This window comes from Pseudomonas sp. LB3P31 (assembly GCF_054897945.1).
This window is the reverse complement of the sequence record NZ_CM142710.1, coordinates 824648-846311: the sequence shown is the minus strand read 5'-3', so window position 1 is coordinate 846311 and position 21664 is coordinate 824648. Positions and strand designations below refer to the sequence as shown.

At 60.4% G+C, this 21664-nt stretch carries 17 protein-coding genes and 3 pseudogenes; 12 read left to right on the top strand and 8 right to left on the bottom strand.

The genetic code is table 11. The features are described from left to right. Positions 1-31 precede the first annotated feature (31 nt). Positions 32-157, top strand: a pseudogene (locus tag ACYZTK_RS03625) (NADPH:quinone oxidoreductase); the annotation flags it as partial. Positions 158-224: 67 nt separating this feature from the next. On the opposite strand, the gene ACYZTK_RS03620 reads toward ACYZTK_RS03625, so the two are convergent. Continuing rightward, positions 225-1028, bottom strand: a complete 804-nt coding sequence (locus ACYZTK_RS03620) for a 2OG-Fe(II) oxygenase (RefSeq protein ID WP_462013174.1) — start codon at positions 1026-1028, stop codon at positions 225-227. 83 nt (positions 1029-1111) lie between these two features. Further along, positions 1112-1918 (bottom strand): glycosyltransferase family 2 protein, encoded by an 807-nt coding sequence (locus ACYZTK_RS03615; protein WP_462013173.1) that lies wholly within the window; start codon positions 1916-1918, stop codon positions 1112-1114. Positions 1919-2314: 396 nt separating this feature from the next. On the opposite strand from ACYZTK_RS03615, the pseudogene ACYZTK_RS03610 reads away from it, so the two are divergent. After that, positions 2315-2560 (top strand): annotated as a pseudogene (locus tag ACYZTK_RS03610) (DUF6124 family protein); the annotation flags it as partial. A 117-nt stretch (positions 2561-2677) separates the two neighbouring features. Here the strand turns inward: ACYZTK_RS03610 and ACYZTK_RS03605 are convergent. Together ACYZTK_RS03605 and ACYZTK_RS03600 are read right to left on the bottom strand one after the other, a co-directional pair. Further along, positions 2678-3141 (bottom strand): annotated as a pseudogene (locus tag ACYZTK_RS03605) (LysE family translocator). A 57-nt stretch (positions 3142-3198) separates the two neighbouring features. Continuing rightward, positions 3199-4659, bottom strand: a complete 1461-nt coding sequence (locus ACYZTK_RS03600) for an L-lactate permease (RefSeq protein WP_462013172.1) — start codon at positions 4657-4659, stop codon at positions 3199-3201. Positions 4660-4790: 131 nt separating this feature from the next. Here ACYZTK_RS03600 and ACYZTK_RS03595 point away from each other — a divergent pair, with 131 nt between their 5' ends. Both ACYZTK_RS03595 and ACYZTK_RS03590 read left to right on the top strand, forming a co-directional pair. Further along, positions 4791-5279: an Lrp/AsnC family transcriptional regulator gene (locus ACYZTK_RS03595; RefSeq protein WP_462013171.1), complete on the top strand. Its 489-nt coding sequence runs from the start codon at positions 4791-4793 to the stop codon at positions 5277-5279. 115 nt (positions 5280-5394) lie between these two features. Beyond that, a complete protein-coding gene (locus tag ACYZTK_RS03590; RefSeq protein ID WP_462013170.1) occupies positions 5395-6330 on the top strand; it encodes a LysR family transcriptional regulator in 936 nt (311 codons plus the stop codon). On the opposite strand, the gene ACYZTK_RS03585 is transcribed toward ACYZTK_RS03590, so the two are convergent. The 4 genes from ACYZTK_RS03585 to ACYZTK_RS03570 form a co-directional block, all read right to left on the bottom strand. Next, a complete protein-coding gene (locus tag ACYZTK_RS03585) occupies positions 6315-6761 on the bottom strand; it encodes a GlcG/HbpS family heme-binding protein (protein WP_462013169.1) in 447 nt (148 codons plus the stop codon). The two genes, ACYZTK_RS03590 and ACYZTK_RS03585, sit on opposite strands and share 16 nt — an antisense overlap. Positions 6762-6772: 11 nt before the next feature. After that, a complete protein-coding gene (locus tag ACYZTK_RS03580) occupies positions 6773-8122 on the bottom strand; it encodes a metal-dependent hydrolase family protein (RefSeq protein ID WP_462013168.1) in 1350 nt (449 codons plus the stop codon). A gap of 503 nt (positions 8123-8625) precedes the next feature. Beyond that, positions 8626-9783, bottom strand: coding sequence for an alpha/beta hydrolase family protein (locus ACYZTK_RS03575; RefSeq protein WP_462013167.1), 1158 nt, complete (start codon positions 9781-9783; stop codon positions 8626-8628). Between the two features lie 59 nt (positions 9784-9842). Beyond that, complete coding sequence (locus ACYZTK_RS03570; RefSeq protein WP_462013166.1) at positions 9843-10805, bottom strand: LysR family transcriptional regulator; 963 nt, start codon at positions 10803-10805, stop codon at positions 9843-9845. Positions 10806-11072: 267 nt separating this feature from the next. On the opposite strand from ACYZTK_RS03570, the gene ACYZTK_RS03565 reads away from it, so the two are divergent. The 8 genes from ACYZTK_RS03565 to ACYZTK_RS03530 all read left to right on the top strand — a co-directional run bounded on the left by ACYZTK_RS03565 (position 11073) and on the right by ACYZTK_RS03530 (position 21656). Then, positions 11073-12014, top strand: coding sequence for a VOC family protein (locus ACYZTK_RS03565; RefSeq protein ID WP_462013165.1), 942 nt, complete (start codon positions 11073-11075; stop codon positions 12012-12014). A gap of 3 nt (positions 12015-12017) precedes the next feature. Beyond that, positions 12018-12371: a Rieske (2Fe-2S) protein gene (locus tag ACYZTK_RS03560; protein WP_462013164.1), complete on the top strand. Its 354-nt coding sequence runs from the start codon at positions 12018-12020 to the stop codon at positions 12369-12371. Between the two features lie 144 nt (positions 12372-12515). Continuing rightward, positions 12516-13640 carry an FAD-dependent oxidoreductase gene (locus ACYZTK_RS03555; RefSeq protein ID WP_462013163.1) on the top strand — a complete coding sequence of 375 codons (1125 nt, stop codon included), beginning with the start codon at positions 12516-12518 and terminating at the stop codon, positions 13638-13640. 57 nt (positions 13641-13697) lie between these two features. Then, positions 13698-15395: a DUF1302 domain-containing protein gene (locus ACYZTK_RS03550; RefSeq protein ID WP_462013162.1), complete on the top strand. Its 1698-nt coding sequence runs from the start codon at positions 13698-13700 to the stop codon at positions 15393-15395. A gap of 12 nt (positions 15396-15407) precedes the next feature. Then, positions 15408-16796 carry a DUF1329 domain-containing protein gene (locus ACYZTK_RS03545; protein WP_462013160.1) on the top strand — a complete coding sequence of 463 codons (1389 nt, stop codon included), beginning with the start codon at positions 15408-15410 and terminating at the stop codon, positions 16794-16796. Positions 16797-16857: 61 nt separating this feature from the next. Further along, positions 16858-17952 (top strand): WD40/YVTN/BNR-like repeat-containing protein, encoded by a 1095-nt coding sequence (locus ACYZTK_RS03540; RefSeq protein ID WP_462013159.1) that lies wholly within the window; start codon positions 16858-16860, stop codon positions 17950-17952. Between the two features lie 4 nt (positions 17953-17956). Then, a complete protein-coding gene (locus ACYZTK_RS03535) occupies positions 17957-20419 on the top strand; it encodes an efflux RND transporter permease subunit (RefSeq protein WP_462013158.1) in 2463 nt (820 codons plus the stop codon). Next, positions 20409-21656, top strand: coding sequence for an MFS transporter (locus ACYZTK_RS03530; protein WP_462013157.1), 1248 nt, complete (start codon positions 20409-20411; stop codon positions 21654-21656). The genes ACYZTK_RS03535 and ACYZTK_RS03530 overlap by 11 nt, the downstream gene beginning before the upstream one ends. Positions 21657-21664 lie beyond the last annotated feature (8 nt).

The window sequence follows — 21664 nt, the reverse complement described above, 5'->3', positions numbered from 1 at the left end:
GCAGTCAGTCGGTCTAATCTACCAAATAATGGCCTTCGCACCAGGAGACGAAGTCTGGTACACCCCGCAAATAATCGACGGGCCAGGAAGTTATGCCGAGTACCACGTTGCTGCAGAATGCATAATCGGGAAGAAGCCTCCCTCGCTGAGCCATCTTTAGGCGGCAAGCCTGAGCCTGGTCGGCGGAACGGTTTGGGGGAAAGCGTTTCCTCTAGCGATATGGTTTAGTTTCTTTTCTTGATTAGTTTGTTCAAGTAGTACTTCAGGCTTAAACGATCTTTGGGCCTTGGCTTGTAATGCGTTTTATTTCTTTGAGCGGGATCGATCGCGATGGTTTGTGCGGTGTAATAATACAGCGCTATAGACCTGCGCGTGATGTGCTCCGGAGTCGTTAAAGGCTCTGGGTGCCCATGATTACTGTCTTTGTCTGTGTTGAAAATGACACAGCGGTTATAAATTGGCAGGACTTTTTTAAGACAAGTCTTCATGTCGACATCCCAAAGTTCCAGGTTGCCGCCGTACTCCTCTTTCCAGCCTTCATTCAGATAAATTATGGCATTCAACCTGCGTTCAATATTAAGCTTTTTGTTGAGCCTGAAGTCCGAGTGAACACCTAGAAAGCCACCACTTTTCGTTTCATGCAGCCCGCCACCGGTAAAGTAAGGGTCGGGTATCAACCCTTCGATGCCCGTGAGTTTTTCAAGAAACTGCAACATGGGGGCCGAGTTAAAGGCGTTGAAAACAGTCTTCAAATAGGGGGCGCATTCGTTGGGACTGATTTGTCGTTTGCGTTGACCTTTATAACCACGCTCGTAGAGCATTTCGTTGTGGGTTGGCTCGACTGGGAAGTGCGAACAGATACTCGCAATCAGGTCTTCCTGTAAAAAATTATCGATGACTATATGCGGAAATGGCGTAGCCTGGAAATAGCTACTGGCTAGCGAAGAACCCAAAGCGCTGGCGGCGTTCTGGTCGAAATCGAGCTCCGGGGAGAGGGTGATAGGCAGTGTGTGAGTGATGTGGGCCATTACCGCTCCAATAACTTAATATAAAAACCCAAGGATAATTTCAAGCAGTGTCGCACATACTACTCGTTGCGTGCCTTCAAAGCTTAATTTTGGCTGTTGTCCTTGTTAAGACGCTTGAGGATGTTGTTGTACATTTTGGTTCGTCTATGAGTTTTTTCATAGCCGCCAGCCGCTGCGACAGTGCCGGATTGAATGTGATCTAGATAGCTGAAAATTTTACGCGGCGATAACATTTCAACGACATAACCAAGCTCGGTCATGCGGTCTTGGAGGGTGTAGCCGGGCACTCGATCATCCATCGAGAAATGCATGCCGTGCTGTTTTATAAGTTTGCAGTTCCACATTGTACAGAAACTCTTCAAGTAGACTTCTCTGTACGGTTTAGGTTCTCTGGAACGTAATCCCAGTGAGATTTTCAGGCGTCTGAAATGGTGCTTTAATAATCGTGAGCTAAAGCGCCAAAGGGTTCTCGTGGTCCCACGATTTAGTTGCTCTACACAACCGACGGCTACAATTTTTGGGTTTTTCATGCATTTATTTAGCATCATTGGAAAAACATTTTTATCGAAAATAAATGTATCGGTGTGCATCAGGAGTAGATAATCAGACTCAATCCGCTCCAAAACCATGTCAAGTGCTTTGCCATGGGCGATATGGCCCGCCTCTGGTTCAGGAACAGTACGCTCGATTAAGTTGATCCAGTCAAGTGCCCGCAAGTACTCAGTACTTTCATCGGCGGAATAGTTGTCAACTACCCATACTGGAACGCTACTACCCACATGCTGATGCAATAGATCCAAACATATCTTGGTGATTTCTGGCGTCTTGTAATTCACTATCACTATACTGAAGCTCTTAGGGCTTTCAGTCAGAAAATTAGCGTTATTCATCGCTCAGGCACTCAACGGTATTGTATGTAAGTATAGAAATAACTGACCTATGGACAGCCGCCGCTTATCTGTCTGCGCAAAATTTTGCGTGGCCAAACACAATTCGTTAAGCCGTTTTGTCATACACTGAATAACCATAGCTTACTCAGACGTGATGGACGGGAATGAATACGGACTCCATAGTATAAGGATCTTTTCCATAGGTAAATATCCGTGAATTAATTCGTCACACAAGGATGCTGGATAGGCGAGCTCCTCGGGAAAGGGTGAGCTGAGCTTAGCTTACGTTCGGTAACTTGATTCGCGTCACTGCCCATCAGTGATCGGGTTTAGTCGCCCGTGGTTTCACGAGTCGCATTTGCGTCCAGACAGTCAGGTCATTTCATGCCTGCACTTGCAGCCGCCGACATCCGGGGCACTCCGCGAACACCCAGCACGCTGTTTACCGTGAACCCGCAGACCACGACCGAAACTCTGATGGTATATCTAGTCGAGACCCTGGCCTCGGTGGATGTGATGGTCCATCAATTGGTCGATCATCTGGAGGGGGGAGATCGCAATGCGCTGCTGGGCGTTTCCAACAGCGTCATGCTGGCGGAGATCACGGCGAATCGGGTGCTGGATCCGATTGATCCGCCGTAAATGGATGTCGAATCAAAAGATCGCAGCCTCGTTGCACTCGACAGCTCCTACAGGGACCGGGGTGGACGCATTTACCTCGGTAACAGTGCCGAAAAAATCTTCGGCAGTGGAGCGCTTTTATACAAACTGGCGAACCCCCAAAGACAAGATCAAGCCACCACACAGTCGATCAATCGCCTTTTTCCTCCCCTTATATGCGCCAGCAATGGCAGGCTGTGACAGGGCGATCGCGACCATTGCATACCAAGCCATCGAAACCACCACCACCACTCCCAGCATCGACAAAAAGGTGCCTGCCGGAACATGGGCGGGCGCTGCGGCTGAGAACACCGCAGCGTAGAAGGCCATGGCCTTGAGGTTGCCGATGTTGGTGAGCACTCCCTGAACAAACGCCTGCCGGCTATTGCCAACGTCGCCATCATGTTGTGGGCCAGGTGGATTCTTCCCGGCGTTGATCAACAGGCGCAAGCCGAACCACATCAGGTAGCCGGCGCCCAGAATCTCACGAAGTTTGGCCCGGGGATAACGACACCAGCCAGATAGACCAGGAATACGGTTAAGACTGCGGTGCCATCGATCATGTGCTTTCTCGGGAGTCAGTCGTGGTTGGAAACTCTGTCAGCCAGCGTAGCGCACTGTTACCCGAGCCATCCAACCAACAGCATCGCACCCAGCGCCACCAACACCGTATTCAGGCAAACCAGCCCAAAGGCAAACCTCACCAGTGCGCCTTCTTCGTTGGGCTGGGTTTTCGCCAGTCCGAGAATCAGCATGACAATCGACAGCGAACCCAGTGCGGCATGTCCTGCTGCACTGTTTTGCACCGCGGCGAGCAACAGGCGCGAGGATTCCGGCAACATCGCGATGGCCGGCATGAAGATCGCGTTGCCGCCCACGTTCGATCCGGTCATGTAGCCGGACAGTCCGCCAAGCAGTGCCACCAGAGAAGTCGCAGCGGTGGGCGACAAGCCCGCCAGCAGTTGCATCAAGCCTGACAGGAAGCCGGCCTTTACCATCATTTGCGACATCGCCAGGAAGAAGAAAATCGTCAGCAAGGGGCGTTTCGCCCGAACCGCCAATGCAGGCAACAGGCTGACGTCAGCGCCCGTCTGGCGTGGAGTATTACGCGTGTGGAAGCCCAGGCCGATCAGCACCAGAATCAGCGCCACGCCGGGTGAAGCCAAGGGTTTCCAGCTGACCTGGGCGCCCTGGACGATCCAGAGATCCTGCCAACCGGTAATGCTCCACAGCGTCTTCAAGCCAACGATGTAGGCGATCAGCAGCAGATACGGCCAAGCCCGGCGCGGCCATTGCACCGGGCCGCGCTCGCCGTCACTGCGGCGCAGGCGCCAAAGCCCGACAAACAAAACAGTCGCTGCCGTCACCAGGCCCGCAGCAACGCCGGCCACTTCCGGACCGAGCCAGCGACTGGCGCCGTAAAGCACTGCCACGAAAAGCAGCCAGAAAACCCCCAGAGCACGCCATTCCCGCACCTCGCGAACGCCTGCCAGGTACAGCGCCATTGCACTGAGCGCGAGGAATACCGGGGCGCTGGTCAAGGCCGAAGTCGCAGCCAGTGCCGGCGCATCCAGATGCGCCAGCGATGCGCCAATCACCGACGCCAGGCCCAGGGTGCCCCACGGCATGATCGCCATGCCGGCCAACGCGATGCGCAGCGCGACCTGGCGTTCAAACAGGCTGAGCAGCAGCGGCACCGTTGCGATCAGCGACACGCCAAACCCGGTCATCGATTCCAGTAACGGCGCCAGCCCGAGGACGATGAACACCAGTTGATCGCCGCGGCGCAGCCCCAGGGATTGCACCCATTGGCTGAGCGCCAGGTTGACGCCCAGGCGCTCGATGAAAATCACGAAGGCCAGCCCCGGCACGATCACGAACGCGGTACTGGCAAACAACACACCGGTGTCCTCGGCGGCAGCCAGCATGCTGCCCAGGTGCCAAGTATCAGCAGCGCCTGCGAGCCACAGCACCACCACCAGCAGAGTGCCTGCGAGGGCCGCGTGCACGGGTGGTCGGCGCAGCACCACGAGCATGGCGGTGACCAGCAGGACGGGGGAGAGATGAAACAGTGCGAGCATGCCAATAATATCCTGTGTGGGTTCCCGGTCAGGCTGCTTGGGCAGGCTGCAGGCAAGATAATATTTCTCGTGGCTAGATAAAGGGTCGCGGTTTTCTGTTAGTTTTCGGGAAAATTTCTCGCGGGGCGCGCATGGCTAACAAGGACGCTGCATTTGAAGCACTGGATAAATTCGACCGTGCAATCCTGGACCTCGTCCAGCGCGACAACACCACGCCGCTGCGGCTGATGGCCGAGCAGGTCAACCTGTCCACGGCCGCCGTGCAACGCCGCATCAAGCGCATGGAAGAGAAGGGCGTGATCATCGGCAACGTGGCGATCGTCGACCCCACGGCCGTTGGCCGACCGATCACGATCATCGTGGAAGTGATGGCCGAGCGCACCAGCATCGATGCGCTGGAGGCGATGAAGGCGCACTTCGCCGTGCCCGAGGTACAGCAGTGCTACTACGTTACTGGCGAGGTGGATTTTGTGTTGGTGGTGACCGTTGCCAGCATGCAGGAATACCAGGCGCTGGCGCGGCGGTTGTTTGCTGAAAATGCCAACGTGACCTGGTTCAAAACCATCGTGGCGCTGGATCGGGTGAAGGTTGGGCTTGCGGTGCCGAGCTTGGCCGGGTAACTGCGCAGTCGCATGTAGTTTTTTTCGCGATAGCTTGTAGCGGGGCACGCGATTGGTCGGTCAGTCACGCGCTGGTTAAGGTTCTCCATAACCATCCATCAGCAGCGGAAACAGCATGCGTTATCGACGTCTCGACCTGAACCTTCTGGTTGCTCTGGATGCTTTGTTGAGCGAGTGCAGTGTGAGCCGGGCGGCCGAGCGTTTGTGCCTGGGTCAGTCTGCGACGAGTTCGGCACTCGGGCGCCTGCGCGAACACTTTAATGACCCGCTGCTGGTGCAGGTTGGCCGGCGCCTGGAACCCACTGCATTGGGTATGGAGTTGTTGCCCAAGGTGCGCGAAGCCCTGGCGCTGACCCGGGAGATCGTGGATTCGCCGGTGGGTTTCGAGCCCGCGAGCTGTACCCGGCAGTTCACGCTGATCGCGTCGGATTACGTGGTCGGCGTGCTGCTGCCAGCGGTCAGCCGGGAACTGGCGCGGATCGCTCCGGGCGTGCGGCTTAGCCTGCGCGACATGCCTGCCCCGCGCGACGGCGACGTGGTCAGCGAAGCGCTGGACTATCGGCGCAGTGATGTGGTGATCGTGCCGCAGCGCCGCCTGAATCCTGCCTTTCCCCATGTGCCGTTGCTCAACGATGAGCTGTGCTGCATCGTCTGCGCAGGTCAGACGCAGTATGCCGATGGGCTGAACCTGACCAGCTATTGTGCGGCGGAACATGTGGTGCGCGAGTTCTCCGACGGGCGAAACTTGGCGATGGATGCCGTGCACCTGCAAGAGCTGGGTGTACAACGGCGGGTTGCGGTGGCCGTGGAAAGTTTTGCGCTGATACCGGAGTTTGTGATCGGTACGGCGCGAATCGCCACGGTGTTTCGCCGGCAGGCGCAGCGATTCTCCCAACTTTACCCGCTGCGAATCCACCCCGCGCCGCTGGCGTTTCCCGAGGCGGCCCAGGTACTGCAATGGCACCCTTATCAGGAGCACGATCCAGCGATGCGCTGGTTTCGCAACCTGCTGGTGCAGCAGGCCGCGTTGCTTGATCAGCCTGCGGGTTGATCACCGGTATCGGCCACCAACGCGCACTGATCAATGGCCAGCAGTGCGCAGCGTTCGTCATTGTCCGAGGTGTCGCCACTGATGCCGATGGCACCCAGGATCTTCCCCTCGGCATTACGAATCAGCACTCCGCCTGCCACGGGAATCACTCCGCCGCCGGTCAAACTGTTGATTGCATCAAAGAAGGCGGGCATCGCTTGCGCGCGCCGTGCCAGTTCCCGCCCTCCAAAGCCCATCCCCAGGCAGCCGCGAGCCTTGCCGGTGGCGATTTGTGGGCGCAGGAAACTGGCGTGTTCATCGCGCAGCATGGCCAGGGGATTTCCGGCGGCATCCAGTACCGCAGCGGCCATGGGTTTGAATCCGGCTTCGCGGGCGATACGGATAGCGCGGCTCGCCAGGTCGGTAGCCGTGAGCAGATCGAGCTGTTGCATGGCGGCAGTCCTCATACTGTCCATTTGCCCAGTTGGGCAACCCGGTCGCGGGTGTACAGGTCGGTCCACTTCAATGAGTTGAAGTCTGACACCTGTTTGGGGTTGTAGGGGCTGCGGTCCATGCGCACCGGCTGGCCACCTTTGTACACGGCCTTGATACGCGTGCGATCCTGCAGCAGGCGAATGTCGTGCAATGGCGAGCCATCGAGCAGCAGAAAGTCTGCCTGCTTGCCCACTTCCAGGGTGCCCAGGGTTTCGCCCCGGGGCATGCAGCGCGCACCGACGTTGGTGGCGGCGTACAACGCTTCGGCCGGGGTGAAACCCAGGCGAGTCACCAGCAGTTCCAGTTCGCGGGCATGCCACTCGCCGTAAGGCGTCACCGCAAAACCGCTGTCACTGCCGCAGGCAAATGGCACCCCGGCGGCTTTGGCGCGTTTGAGTACCGCCGAGCCGATCTCCAGAGTGCGGGCGCAGTAGCCCGCATAGCCTGTGGTAATGGCCGGGTCGTGCGGCTGGCAGAAATCCACGGTGTTCTGCGGGAAGGTCATGGTCGGGGCCAGGATGCTGCCGGCTTCGAGCAAGGCCTCGATGCAGGCGTCGTCCATGTAGAACGCGTGGAAGACCAGGTCGACACCGGCACGCGCGGCATACATTACTGCCTCGCGACCGTAGGCGTGGGTAGCGACTTTGCAGCCCAGGCGATGCGCCTCGGCAACCATCTCGTACGTTTCTTCGGCAGTGAACGCGGCGACGATTTCGCCATTGGGACGGCGGTGGGTACCGTCCATGGCGATTTTGATCAGGTCGACACCGTCCTTGGCCTGCTTGCGGATTTCCGCCAGGGCATCGCTGCGGCTGGTCACCAGGCAGGCGGTGAAAAACTCCGGGGCCCCCATGCGGCTCGGGAACCAGTCGTTGAGGCTTTGGCGATTGGTGATCACTCGACTGCTGGCGGCGATACGCGGCCCTTCGAACAACCCGGCGCCGATCGCGTTGCGCACGGCGATGCTGAGCTGGCCGCTGTCGCCGGGGCAGACCATGCTGGTGACGCCGGCCGCCAGCACATGCTGGGCGAAGAACATGCCGCGCAGGGCGCGAAACTCGTCGCTGGTCCAGATATCGATGTCTTCTTCGCTCTGGGCATTGCCGAACGCGAGGTGGGTGTGCACATCCACCAGGCCCGGCATGACAAAGTTATCGCCGGCATCTACTACGATGTCGCCGGGTCGAGGTGCAGGTGCGGATGCGGTTGGGCCGACGTAACTCAGCAGGCCATTTTCGGCCACCAGGGTTTGCTGCTGACGGGTGTCGAGGCCGGTGCCGTCGAACAGGGTCTGGCATTTCAGGTGCAGGGTGCTCATGGCGTTTTCGCTTGGCTGATTGTTATGCGAAATGAGGCTAGGGGCGGCGGCAGGTTCAGCACCAACAGATTGCATCGATGGCCGTGTATTGATGCGGTCAATAGGTCTGCAATCCATTGTTTTCGGGGGTTGTGGACGATGGTCAAGGGAGAGGAGAGGGTATCGCGACTTACGATGGCAGGCATCGTGATCGACGATTTTTACCCGGCTGGTACGGCGTTGATGAAAGGTCTTCCCTGTCACAAAACCTGTAGGAGTGAGCCTGCTCGCGATGACGGCCGAACATTCAACACTGACGCTGACTGACACAACGCATCGCGAGCAGGCTCACTCCTACAGTTGACCTGCGCCATGCACAGATAATGTGTGCGCAGCAGATCCCTGTGGGAGCGTGGCTTGCCCGCGAAGGTCTTCCAGTTGACGAATTTGTTGGCTGACACACCGCTTTCGCAGGCAAGCCAGCTCCCACAGGGGATGCAATTTGTGTATGGCTGAACAATCAATCAGCCAGTGTGCCCACCCAGGGTTTCAGCCACCCAGTCCGCAATGTACTGCCCCGCATTGATGCTGTTATCGAAACTCGAATGCTGCACCCCACCCTCACGTTCGGTGAAGATTTTCAGCTCGCGTTTCGGGCTGTTGACCAGTTGCTCGTAGGTGCGATGCGCCCACTTGAGGGGGATCTGCGAATCCTTTTCACCGTGGGTGACCAGGAACGGCACCTTGATCCGGTCCAGCACACCGTCCAGGTGTACGTTCTCGGCGATGGCCATGAACTCGTCGACGTCATTGGCGCCCCACACCCAGCACACGTGCGACCAGTAATGCGGGACCGGGAAGCTGCCTTCTTTTTCCAGGCGTCGCTTTTGCACATCGCGCCAGTCGTGGTTGGCGCCCCACACCACGCCGCAGGCGAAGCGCGGTTCGAAGGCTACCGCACGCGGGCAGTAATAACCGCCGAGTGAAACGCCTTCCAGGCCGATACGTTTGGCGTCTACATCGTTGCGGGTTTCCAGCCAGTCGACCACACGACTGGCCCAGTGCTCGCTGTCGAAGCGGGCGATCAGGTTGTGCAGGCGCAATGCTTCACCGGTGCCCGGCTGGTCGATGATCAACGAAGACACTCCGCGCCTGGCCAGCCAGGCGGGCAGGCCGACGCGGTATTTCATTTCCTTGGTTGAATCCAGCCCGTTGACCTGCACCAGGATCGGCGCCGGGCCGCTTACGCCTTCGGCGCGTACCAGCAGACCGGAAATATGTTTGCCCTCGTAAGGGATTTCCACCCGCTCGCAGTTTTCCCGGGACAGTTCGATGCCGCGTTTGAAGGTCTGCAAAAAGCGCTGGTAGAGTTCGCTACGACCCGCTGCACCATGGGCCTGCAGGCGCTCGCAGGTGAGGTAGTAGGTGGCGGCGCGGTTGTACTTTTCTCCTGCGGACAACAGCCGGCCCTGGCCCTCGTCTTCTTCGGCCAGGCCGCAGAGTTTGTCGGCCATCTTCGCCCAGGTCTCGCGAAAAGCCTTGGTGCCGGCGGCGTCGGGTTGTTTGGCGGCTTCCTGCAGCGGCGCGCACATCTCTTCGATCTCGCCCATGCGGGCGCCCATCTCGATGGCCAGGTCGACAGAAAGATTCCACACGTAGTTGGTCGGGAAATAGCGGAACATGATTATTGTTGTCCTTGTGATTGCCTTGGCGTTCTCAAGGCACGTTAAGGACGACCCGACTATTTGGCCAATCGTGACGCGGGATGGGAGGTATCGCGAGCGGCGATAGCATCCTCTTCCAAATACTGGATGAATTCACTGATGCGCTCGCGCAGCCAGCGATGCATGGGGTCACCCTCGACGCTGCGGTGCCAAAGCATCACTTCACGCATCACCGGAATTTTCACCGGCGGCTGCAGGATCCGCAGTGGCAAATGCTCTGCATAAAGTCGTGCCAATCGTTGGTGCATGGTCGCGATGCGCTGGGTGCCAACCACCAACTGCGGCAGGGTATTGAAGTCGTTGGTGATGACCTCCAGGCGGCGATTGAAGCCGTACTGGTTCATGAACCACTCTTCGATACTCATGTGCCGGGTGCGCCCGAAACCGACCGAGACGTGGCCCATTTCCATGTACTGCTCAAGGGTCAGGCTGTCACCCACCTGGGTATTGCCCTGCCACACCACGCACACATGTTCTTCCTCGAACAGCAGCTTGGAGGGGTGGCCTTCAATGATGTAGCGCTCTGGCACGATCATCAGATCGACTTCGCCGCGCACCAGCAACTCACCGGAATTATCGCTGGGGCCGAGCATCTCGAAGGTGATGTTGGGCGCTTCCTGGTGGATCTTCTGGATCACCTGGGCGAACAGCACGCTGATCAGGTAATCCGAGGTCACCAGCCGGAAGTGACGTTTGCTGGTGGCGGGGTCGAACACCGGTTTGGCGGTGATCGACGACTGGATCGTCAGCAGCACTTCACGCACTGGCTTGGCCAGCTCCAGGGCGTAATTGGTGGGCTGCATCTTGCGCCCGACCTGCACCAGCAACTCGTCTTCAAAATAGGTCCGCAGGCGCCCCAACACACCGCTGGTAGCGGACTGGGTCATGTGCAGGCGTTCGGCGGCGCGGGTGATGTTCTGCTCTTCGAGCAACACATCGAGCGCTACCAGCAGGTTCAGGTCGAGGTGATTGAAACGCATCAGGCACGTCCGTTGTTGTATTTATTTTCGCGATACATTCGGATGAATACAGTGCCGCGTCAAGCCTGCGCCATCACGGCATCAGGTATCGCGTTTGCCGATAGGTCGCATCCCGACATGCGATTAGTCAGCTGCCCAGCCTCAGGTCAATCTTCGCCGCAGTCGGACCTTGAGCCGACACCACCACCGGGTTCGTTGCCAGGCTGATCCTGATTCTGAGCGATCAGCCAGCCGTTCCCGGATCATAATTTCAATGGAGTGGTAGCCATGAACATCATTGGCCTTGATGCCCTGATCTTTGGCGTCGATGACATCCAAGCCTGTACCGATTGCCTGCGTGATTACGGCCTTGCGCCGGTTGCCGTGGACGCAAACGGCGGGCGTTTTGAAGCACTGGACGGTACTGCGGTGATCATTCGCCGTGCCGACGATCCTGCGCTGCCGGCGGCAATCGGCCCGGCTCCGTCGATTCGCGAAACCGTGTACGGCGTCGCCAGCAGCACTGACCTTGATGCAATCGAAGACGAACTGGCCCGTGATCGCGAGGTCACCCGCGACCAGGACGGCGTGCTGCACAGCGTCGACGACATGGGTTTTGCCATCGCTTTCCAGGTCACCGTGCGCAGGGCGTATACCGCCCCGGACGACCTGACCAACGCCGCCGGCCACGCGCCGCAGCGCCCGCTGAATCAGCCCGGCATTACCCTCGACATGAGCGCGGTGCCGCGCACTTTGTCCCATGTGGTCTATTTCGTGCCGGACGCGGCCAAGGCCGAGGCGTTCTACGCCGGGCGCCTGGGTTTCAAGACCACCGACACCTTTGTCGGCGCCGGGCCGTTCATGCGCCCGGCGGGTTCGGATGATCACCATTGCCTGTTCATGATCCAGACCCCGCCGCACATGAAAGGCTGCGAACACTTCACCTTCCACATGGGCAGCGGCACCGAAGTGCTGCTGGCCGGTACCCGCTTCGAGCAAAAAGGCTGGACCAGTTTCTGGGGCCCTGGACGCCACCTGTTTGGCTCCAACTGGTTCTGGTACTTCAACAGCCCGTTGGGTTGTCACATCGAATACGACGCCGACATGGACAAGCACGATGACGCCTGGGAGGCACGCCGCGCGCCACTGTCGGCGGATAACTCGCAGTTGTTCCTGTTCAACTCCAAAGAGAAATGGGCCCCCGGTGGTCCGCCGCCGAAGCTTGGTTGAGTCATGAGTGGCAGCGAAGTCCGGCTGTGCAGGGCGGATCAACTGGAGGAAGGGCAGGCGCGCGGATTCGATCCGCAGCAGTGCGGCAAGGACAGTGTGTTTGCCGTGCGGCATCAGGGGCAGGTGCGGGTTTACCGCAACAGTTGCCCGCATCTGGACGTGCGCATGGAGTACCGCAAGGACCGGTTTCTGAGTGCCGACGGGCAATTGATCGTGTGTTACGCCCACGGCGCGCAGTTCCTCCCGAGCACTGGCGAATGCGTCTACGGCCCCTGTCTGGGCCGGCGTCTGCAGGCGTTGCCATGGCGTGTAGAGGAGGGCTGGCTGGTGCTGAAAATGCCCGGCTCGGCGGCGTAACGGGAACAGATCGAGGTATCGCGTACGGCGATACATCGCATCCTTACTCGCGATTAGTCAAATCCCCGGTTTGCCGGGAAGCTGGACCCAACGACGCAGTGCCCGACGCTGCATCGAATCACAAGAATAAGAAGTGAGAATGCCATGAGTGCAGTGAACAACGTTCTGATCGTGGGCGGTGGGATTGGCGGTTTGTGTGCGGCCATCGCGCTGCGACGCAAAGGGTTTGCAGTGGATTTGATCGAACTCAAATCCGAGTGGACGGTGTACGGCGTCGGGATTATCCAGCAGAGCAACGTGGTCCGCGAGATGGCCAAGCTGGGCGTGCTCGACGGATATCTCGATGCGGCGTATGCCTTCGAAGACGTGGCTATTTACGGCCCGGCCGGACAGCTACTGGCGCGCATTCCGGGCCAGCGCCTGGCGGGGCCGGAGTACCCGGCCAACGTCGGCATCTCGCGGCTGGCCTTGCATAAAGTCCTCAGTGAAACCGCCCTGGAGCTGGGTGCCAACGTGCGCCTGGGTCTCAGCGTGGAATCCCTGGACGATCAGGGTGACAGCGTCGAAGTGCTGTTTACCGATGACAGCCGCGGGCGTTACGACCTGGTGGTAGGCGCCGACGGCCTATTCTCCAAGGTGCGCCAGCTGCTGTTCGGCGACACCTACACGCCGCGTTTCACCGGCCAGGCGGTGTGGCGCTACAACTTCCCGCGCGACCCGCAGATCGATCACCTCGCCAACTATCAGAGCGCCGCCGGTAATGCCGGGCTGGTGCCGCTGGCCGGCGACCTGATGTACATGTTCCTGACTTCCCACGAGCCGTCGAATCCGTGGATGGCGCCCGCCACCATGGCCGAGCAGATGCGTGAGCGCCTGCAGGGATTTACCGGCGTGATCGGCGAGCTGCGCGAGCAAATCACCGACAGCAGCCAGGTGGTCTACAAGCCCATGGAAGTGGTGTTTGTCGACGAGCCCTGGTATCGCGGGCGCGTACTGCTGATCGGCGATGCCGCGCACGCCACCACGCCGCACCTGGGCCAGGGTGCGGGCATGGCGATCGAAGATGCGGTCGTGCTCAGTGAAGAGTTGACCGGCGACGCAGGCGTCGAGCAACAGTTGCAGCGCTTTATGGCGCGCCGTTTTGAACGCTGCAAGTACATCAGCGAAAGCTCGGTGTTGGCTGGCGACAAAGAGATGCAGCACGACCGCAATTTCGATCGCATCGGTCTGGTCAAGCAGATGCTCGCCCGCACGGCGGAGCCGATCTGACCCAACCCTGCAGCTCATCCACAGCAGTTACCACTATAAAAACAAGAGGTTAACGCGATGGTTAGTTCCAAGACTGCGACGCTCGCGCGCCGCCAGGTCAGCTCGTCTGCACCCTTTGGTTTCAGTTTGGCCGCAGTCCTGGTGCTGTGCAGCCAGCCGGCCCAGGCCTTTCAGGTGGACACCGGCAACCCTGATTTCAAGTTGCGCTGGGACAACACGGTGAAGTACAGCGCCGCCTGGCGCACCCAGGACCCCAGCAGCAAATTGACCCAGGGCCAGGTGGCACTCAATCAGGACGATGGTGACCGGGCTTTCAAGAAAGGCCTGATCTCCAACCGTACCGACATTCTTTCCGAGCTGGATATGTCCTTCAAGGACTTCGGTGCACGCTTGAGTGGCGCGGCGTGGTACGACACCGAGTACCAGCACGACAACGATAACGATGACCCGGCGCGGGCCAACCAGCGTTCGGTAGCTTACGACGAGTTCACCGACGACACCCGCCATCTGCATGGCGGTGACGGCGAATTGCTCGACGCATTTGTGTACTGGAACGGCGAGGTTGCCGATCGCGCCACCTCCGTGCGCGCCGGGCGCCATGGCCTGATCTGGGGCGAGAGCCTGTTCTTCGGGGCCAACGGTATCGCTGGCGGCATGGCGCCAGTCGACGTGGTGAAAGCGCAGTCCGTACCCAACACCCAGTTCAAGGAAATCACCCGGCCGGTCAATCAGCTGTCGGGGACGTTTCAGCTGACCGACGATGTCTCGGTGGGTGCCTACTACCAGCTCGAATGGGAGGAGACGCGCCTGCCCGGTGCCGGCAGCTACTTCTCCACCAGTGACACCATTGGTGAGGGCAATGAACGCCTGATCGTCGGCGCGCCGTTTCCCGCCTTCCTTGGCGGCAACCCCAGCAGTCCGGCGGCGTTCTTCCACGGCAATGACAAGGAAGCACGCAGTTCCGGGCAGGGCGGCCTGCAGCTGAAGTACAGCGCCGAAACCGTCGAATACGGCCTCTACGCGATCCAGTACCACGACAAGACGCCCAAGCTGTATCTCAAGCCATCCAGCGGCGTCCCGAATTTCAGTACCGGTCAGATCGGTGAGTATTACTGGGTCTACCCCGAAGACATTCGCGCACTGGGTGCGAGTTTCTCCACCACCATGGATGAGTTCAGCTTCGCCGGTGAAGCGTCGATGCGCTGGAACATGCCGTTGGTGTCGAACGGGCAATCAGTTCTCCCAGGCGTGGTTGCCGACAACGATGACGACGCGCTGTACGCCGTCGGCCGCACTGCCCACGTCAACCTCAACGTGCTGGCCTCGTTCGGCCCGAATTTCCTCGCCAGGGAGTCGGGATTTGTCGGCGAGATCGCCTGGAACCGCCTGCTCAATGTCACGAAAAACCGCGCCGCGCTCGACCCGAACGCCACCGACGACGGCCTCGGTTTCAAGATGGTGTACACACCGACCTACCGCCAGCTGTTTTCCGGCATCGATATCAGCGTACCGATGGGCGTCAGCTATTTCCCCCTGGGCAAGTCAGCCGTGGTCAGTTCGTTCGGCCCGGATAACGGCGGCGACATCAACATCGGCATCACTGCCACTTACCTGGACCGCGTCACTGCCGGCCTGACCTACACCCATTACTACGGCGCCGAGGACACCAACCTCAATGCCCTCAGCCAGTTCAATTACAAGCAATCGCTGAAGGATCGGGACTACCTGGCCTTTTCCGTCAAGACCACGTTTTAAGAGGACTTGCGCATGACCTCCAACAAGAATAATCCGGCATTCAAGCTCAAGGCGCTGTGCTTCGCGCTGCTCGGTACCCTGGCCATCTGCAGCCAGTGGGCGGTGGCCGCCACGGCTGAAGAAGCGGCCAAATTGTCCAAAAGTCTGACACCGATGGGCGCGGAGCGTGCCGGCAATGCAGACGGCACCATCCCCGCTTGGGACGGTGGTTACACCAAGGTCGATCCTTCGTTCAAACCGGGTGGCAAGCGCAGCGATCCGTTTGCGGCGGACAAACCGGTGTTCAGCATCACCTCGAAAAACCTCGCGCAGTACGCCGGCAAACTCACCGACGGCACCAAGGAAATGTTCAAGCGTTTCCCTGACACCTATCGCATTGACGTCTATCCGACTCGTCGCTCCGCAGCCGCCCCGCAGTGGGTGTATGACAACACCCTGAAAAATGCGACCCGGGCAAAACTGGTGGAGAGCAGTGCCGGGCCGGTGCCGGAAGGCGCATATGGCGGGATCCCGTTCCCCGTGCCGCACAACGGCGCCGAAGCGATGTGGAACCACTTGCTCAATTGGCGCGGCACCTCGTTGTCGATGCATTTTCGGCACTACCTGATGACTGCTGACGGCAAGCAGGTGATGACCACCGACGGCCAGGCGATCCAGGACATGCCGTACTACTACCAGGACGGCTCGCCTGAAACCTTCGCCGGCGACTATTGGCTGTTCCGCCTGCTCAACGTCGGGCCTCCATTGCGTGCCGGCGAACAAATCATGGGCCGCACCAATATCAACGGCGACAAGTCCCAGGCGCACGTGTACCTGACCGGCCAGCGGCGGGTGCGCAAGCTGCCGAATGCCTGCTGCGACACGCCGACACCGGCCACCGCCGGGGTCATGTCGTTCGACGAATTGAGTGTGTTCCAGGGCCGCATGGACCGCTTCGACTGGAAGCTGGTGGGCAAGCAGGAGATGTACATCCCCTACAACACCAACAAGGTGCAAACCGCCGCCAAACCGGAAGACCTGTTCCTCGCCCATCATATGAATCCCGACTACGTGCGCTGGGAGTTGCACCGGGTGTGGGTGGTGGAAGCCGACCTGGCACCGGGCAAACGTCACCAGTTGCCGAAGGGCCGCTATTACCTCGATGAAGACACCTGGCAAGCGATGCTGGGCGACCGCTGGGACGCCAACGGCCAACTGGCCAAGACTCTCTGGTCGTTGCCTGCGGTGCTGCCGGACTTGCCGGCGCAGGCGCAATTGTCCTCGGGCTTTTACGACCTGACCTCGGGCGCCTGGTTTATCCAGAACGTCTACACCGGCCAGCCTGAGCAGTACGGCGTGGTGGATCGCTACAAGGCCTCGGAGTTTTCGCCAGCGGCGATGGCGGGTGCCGGGGTTCGCTGAGTCGGACCGGATCACCCAGCCTTTGGGGTGATCCGGTTTCACAGGGTTTTCGAGGTCGGTGATGAATAGAATCGGTAGGTTGATGTGCCTTCTGGCACTGCCATGGGTGTGGCCATTGAGCCAGGCACAGGCCGCCACGGTCGGCGATACGTTGAGCACCCCGGCGATGCGTGCGCCCCAGGCGCAACACGCCGTGCTGCTGGACCTGGCCCGGGCAGGCACGCGATTGGTAGCCGTAGGCGAGCGCGGCATCGCGCTGCTCTCCGATGACAACGGCGTCAGCTGGCGCCAGGCCCAGGTGCCGGTATCGGTCAGCCTGACAGCGGTGCAGTTTGCCAATGCCAACAATGGCTGGGCGGTGGGGCATGCCGGCGTGGTGCTGGTGTCTCACGACGGTGGTGAGAACTGGGCGGTGCAACTGGACGGCCGTCGTGCAGCGCAGCTTGAAGTGCAAGCCGCCCGGGAGGCACTGTCCGGCGCGGTGGACCAGGAAGCAGCCGTTGCGCGAGTGCAGACCGCCGAACGCCTGGTCAGTGACGGCCCGGACAAACCCTTTCTCGCCCTCAATGTGGTCGACGACCAGCACGCGCTGATCGTCGGCGCCTACGGCCTGGCATTCGCGACCACTGATGGCGGACGCACCTGGCAGTCCCTGATGGGCCACATCGACAACCCGATGGGCGCGCACTTGTATGCCATTGCACGCCAGGGCGAGCGCTGGTTTCTTGCCGGCGAGCAGGGCTACCTGGCGCGATCCGACGATGGCGCAAAATCCTTCAGCGCTGTGGACAGCCCATACCCCGGCAGTTTTTTCGCCCTGCAAATTCGCGACGACGGCACCTTGCTGGCGGCCGGCTTGAAAGGCAATGCGTTCATCTCCAGCGACTTCGGCGACAGCTTCGAACCTGCGCCCGTGCCGATGCCGGTGTCATTTAGCGATGCGATTCGTACCGATGACGGCCAGTTGCTGCTGGTCAATCAGGGCGGCGCACTGTTTCGCACCGGTGCCCAGCCCGGGTCGCTGCTCACGCCTTATGGCAAGCCACTGGGCAAGCCCGTCGCCAGTGTGATTCAGGCGGTCGACGGCAGCCTGGTATTGGCCGGTTTCACCGGTTTGACGCGCCTGTCGCCGCCAACCGCTATTGCTTCGGAGTGAGGTTATGAAGTCTTTGGACAACGCCACGGCCAGCCTGGCGAATTTCGATCCACGCTCCGGCTCGGTGGTGGAGCGCACCCTGTTCAACCACCGGCTGTGGGTGCTGCTGGTCTGCGTGATCACCACCCTGGTGCTGGGCTATCAAGCGACGCGTATCGAGTTGAACGCCAGCTTCGAGAAGATGATCCCGACCGAGCAGCCGTACATTGCCAACTACCTTGAGCACCAGAAACAGCTCACTGGCCTGGGCAATGCCCTGCGCATTGTCGTGGCCAACCGTAGGGGCGATATCTATGACGCCGATTACCTGAAAACCCTGCAGGCCATGAGCGACAAGCTCTACCTGCTGCCGGGTGTCGATCGTGCGTACATGAAGTCGCTGTGGACACCGGCCACCCGCTGGGTGGCGGTCACCGAGGACGGCCTGGATGGCGGGCCGGTGATTCCCGACGACTACAGCGGCACCCAGGCCAACCTCGAAGCGCTGCGGCGCAACGTGCAGCGCTCCAATGAGCTCGGGCAACTGGTGGCGCTGGATCAGACTTCCAGCATCATCTACGTGCCGTTGCTAGCCAACACCGCCGACGGACAGTCGCTCAACTACTCGACCTTGTCCGATCAGCTGGAGTCGCTGCGCAGCGCCTATCAAAGCGACAGCGTCGACATCCATATCACCGGTTTCGCGAAAAAAGTCGGCGACCTGATTGCCGGCCTGAAGCAGATCCTGCTGTTCTTCGCCGTCGCGATCCTGATCACCACCGCCGTGCTGTTCTGGTACACCCGCTGCCTGCGCAGCACCTTGCTGGTGGTGTTCTGCTCGCTGGTGGCGGTGGTCTGGCAACTTGGTTTGCTGCCGCTGCTGAATTACCAACTGGACCCGTATTCGGTACTGGTGCCGTTCCTGGTATTCGCCATCGGCATGAGCCACGGCGCGCAGAAAATGAACGGGATCATGCAGGACATCGGCCGCGGCATGCACCGGGTGGTCGCTGCGCGGTTCACTTTCCGCCGGCTGTTCCTGGCCGGGCTGACGGCGCTGCTGTGTGATGCAGTGGGGTTTGCCGTGCTGATGCTGATCAAGATCCAGGTCATCCAGGACCTGGCGGTGATCGCCAGTATCGGCGTGGCGGTGTTGATCTTCACCAACCTGATCCTGCTGCCGGTGTTGCTCTCCTATGTCGGCGTCACGCCACGCGCGGCGCAGTTGAGCCTCAAGAGTGAACAAAGCGAGCAGGCCGGCCAGCGCCGCCATGCCTTCTGGCGTTTTCTCGACCTGTTCACCCAGCGCCGTTGGGCCAGCCTGTGCATCGCCATCAGCCTCGCGCTGGCGGCGGTGGGCTTTCTGGTCAGCCTGCAACTGAAAATCGGCGACCTCGACGCCGGCGCGCCGGAGCTGCGGGCCGACTCGCGCTACAACCAAGACGATGCCTTTCTTACCCGGCATTACGGCGCCAGCAGCGACTTGTTTGCGGTGATGGTGAAGACCCCCGGCGGCCAATGTGCGCGCTACGACATCCTGGCCAAAGTCGACGCCCTGGACTGGCAGCTGCGTGCGTTACCGGGGGTGGATTCGACCAACTCCCTGGCCCTGCTGAACCGTCGCATGCTGGTGGGGCTCAGTGAAGGCAGCCCGAAGTGGTACGAGCTGCAGAACAACCAGGCGATGCTCAACATGATCACCGCCAGCGCGCCCCGAGGCCTGTACAACGAAGATTGCAGCCTGCTGACGCTGTACGCCTATCTCACCGACCACAAGGCGGAAACGCTGACGCGCCTGGTCGAGCATGTGGAGACGTTTGCCGCCGCCAATAACACCGACGAGGTGCAATTCCTGCTGGCCGCTGGTAACGCCGGCATCGAGGCCGCCACCAACATCGTGGTCAAGCAGGCCAACCGCGAGATGCTGTTCTGGGTCTACGGTGCGGTGATCCTGTTGTGCCTGATCACCTTCCGCTCCTGGCGCGCGACGGTGTGCGCGGTGATCCCGCTGATGGTCACCTCGATCCTCTGCGAAGCGCTGATGGTCTGGCTGAACATTGGTGTGAAGGTTGCCACCTTGCCCGTTATCGCCCTGGGGGTCGGCATCGGAGTCGACTACGCGTTGTACGTGATGAGCATTCTGCTCGGCCATTTGCGCCAGGGCGCGAGCCTGTCCGAAGCCTATTACCGGGCACTGGTGTCCACCGGCAAAGTGGTGATGCTGACCGGCATTACCCTGGCCATTGGCGTGGCCACCTGGATTTTCTCGCCGATCAAATTCCAGGCCGACATGGGTGTGCTGCTGGCTTTCATGTTCGTCTGGAACATGGTCGGCGCCCTGGTGCTGCTGCCGGCGCTGGCGTACTTCCTGTTGCCTGCGCGCAGTGCCGCGGCGAGTGCTGCGGTGCCGGTGAATGCCAGCGCTGCAAAACAGCCGGTGGCTGACGTTAACCATTTGCGCACCGAGGAGCCTTGCCATGGCCGTTGAAATCGCTGTTGAAAACACCTCTCGGCAGGCCGGATTGGCGCAATCCTTGCTCCTGCTGCTGGGCAGTTGCCTGCCGGTGCTGGGCGCGGTGTTGCTGGCCCCGGTACTGCCGCGAATGCAAGCTCATTTTGCCGAAGTGCCGGGCAGCGCCGTGCTGGTGCCGATCGTGCTGACCCTGCCGGCGCTGGTCATTGCGCTGTTGGCGCCGTTCGCCGGCCTGCTGGCTGACCGTCTGGGACGCAAACCGCTGCTGCTGGTGAGCATGGCGCTGTATGTGGTGTGCGGCGTGCTGCCGCTGTGGCTCGACTCGCTGCCCGCCATCGTTGCCAGCCGTGCCGGTATCGGCCTGGCCGAGGCGGGGATCATGACCTGCTGCACCACGCTGATGGGCGACTACTACAGCGGCGCGCGGCGCGAACGCCTGTTCGCGTTGCAGATGGTCGCCACTTCATTGTCCGCTGCGGTATTTATCGCCCTGGGTGGCTTCCTCGGCCAGAACGACTGGCGCACACCATTTGCGCTGTACGCCGTGGGCCTGATCTTTCTGCCGCTGATGGCCTGGAAGCTCTGGGAACCGCAACCCCGCGCACGCAGCGAGCAGGTCGAGGCGAGCACCACCACGAGCCAGTTCCCATGGCGTGCCCTCACGCCCATGTACGCGCTGGCGCTGCTGGCCGGGCTGAGCCTGTTTATCGTGCCGGTACAGGCCGGCTACCTGCTCAACCTGCTGCACGTGGATGCTCCGCAGCAAATCGGCATGACCATGGGTGCCAATCAACTGGGGGTGCTGGTCGGTGCCCTGAGTTTTCGTCTGTTCAGTGGTGTACGCAGCCAGCACCTGCTGCTGATTGCCTATGTGCTGGCGGGTGTCGGCGGTTTGCTGATGGCCAACGCCGACAGCCATGCGCAGGTGGTGGTCGCGGTATTGGTCAACGGCCTGGGGATCGGCTTGATGTTGCCCACCCTGATCACCTGGATCATGGCTCAGGTGGGCTTCCATCAACGTGGCCGGGCCGCCGGCTGTTTTACTGCGGCGATTTTCGCCGGCGAATTCATCAGCCCGCTGGCGGTACTCGGCATCACTGCCGGCGACAGCGCGGCGTTACCCCAGGCACTGGCCATCGTCGGCTGGCTGCAGATCCTGGTCGCGCTGTTCTGCCTGGCAGTGCCCAAGGTCGGTGGCCTGTTGGCCAGCACCGGCGCTTGCAGTCGCAACACCATCGGCAACGGCCATTGAACGAGGAT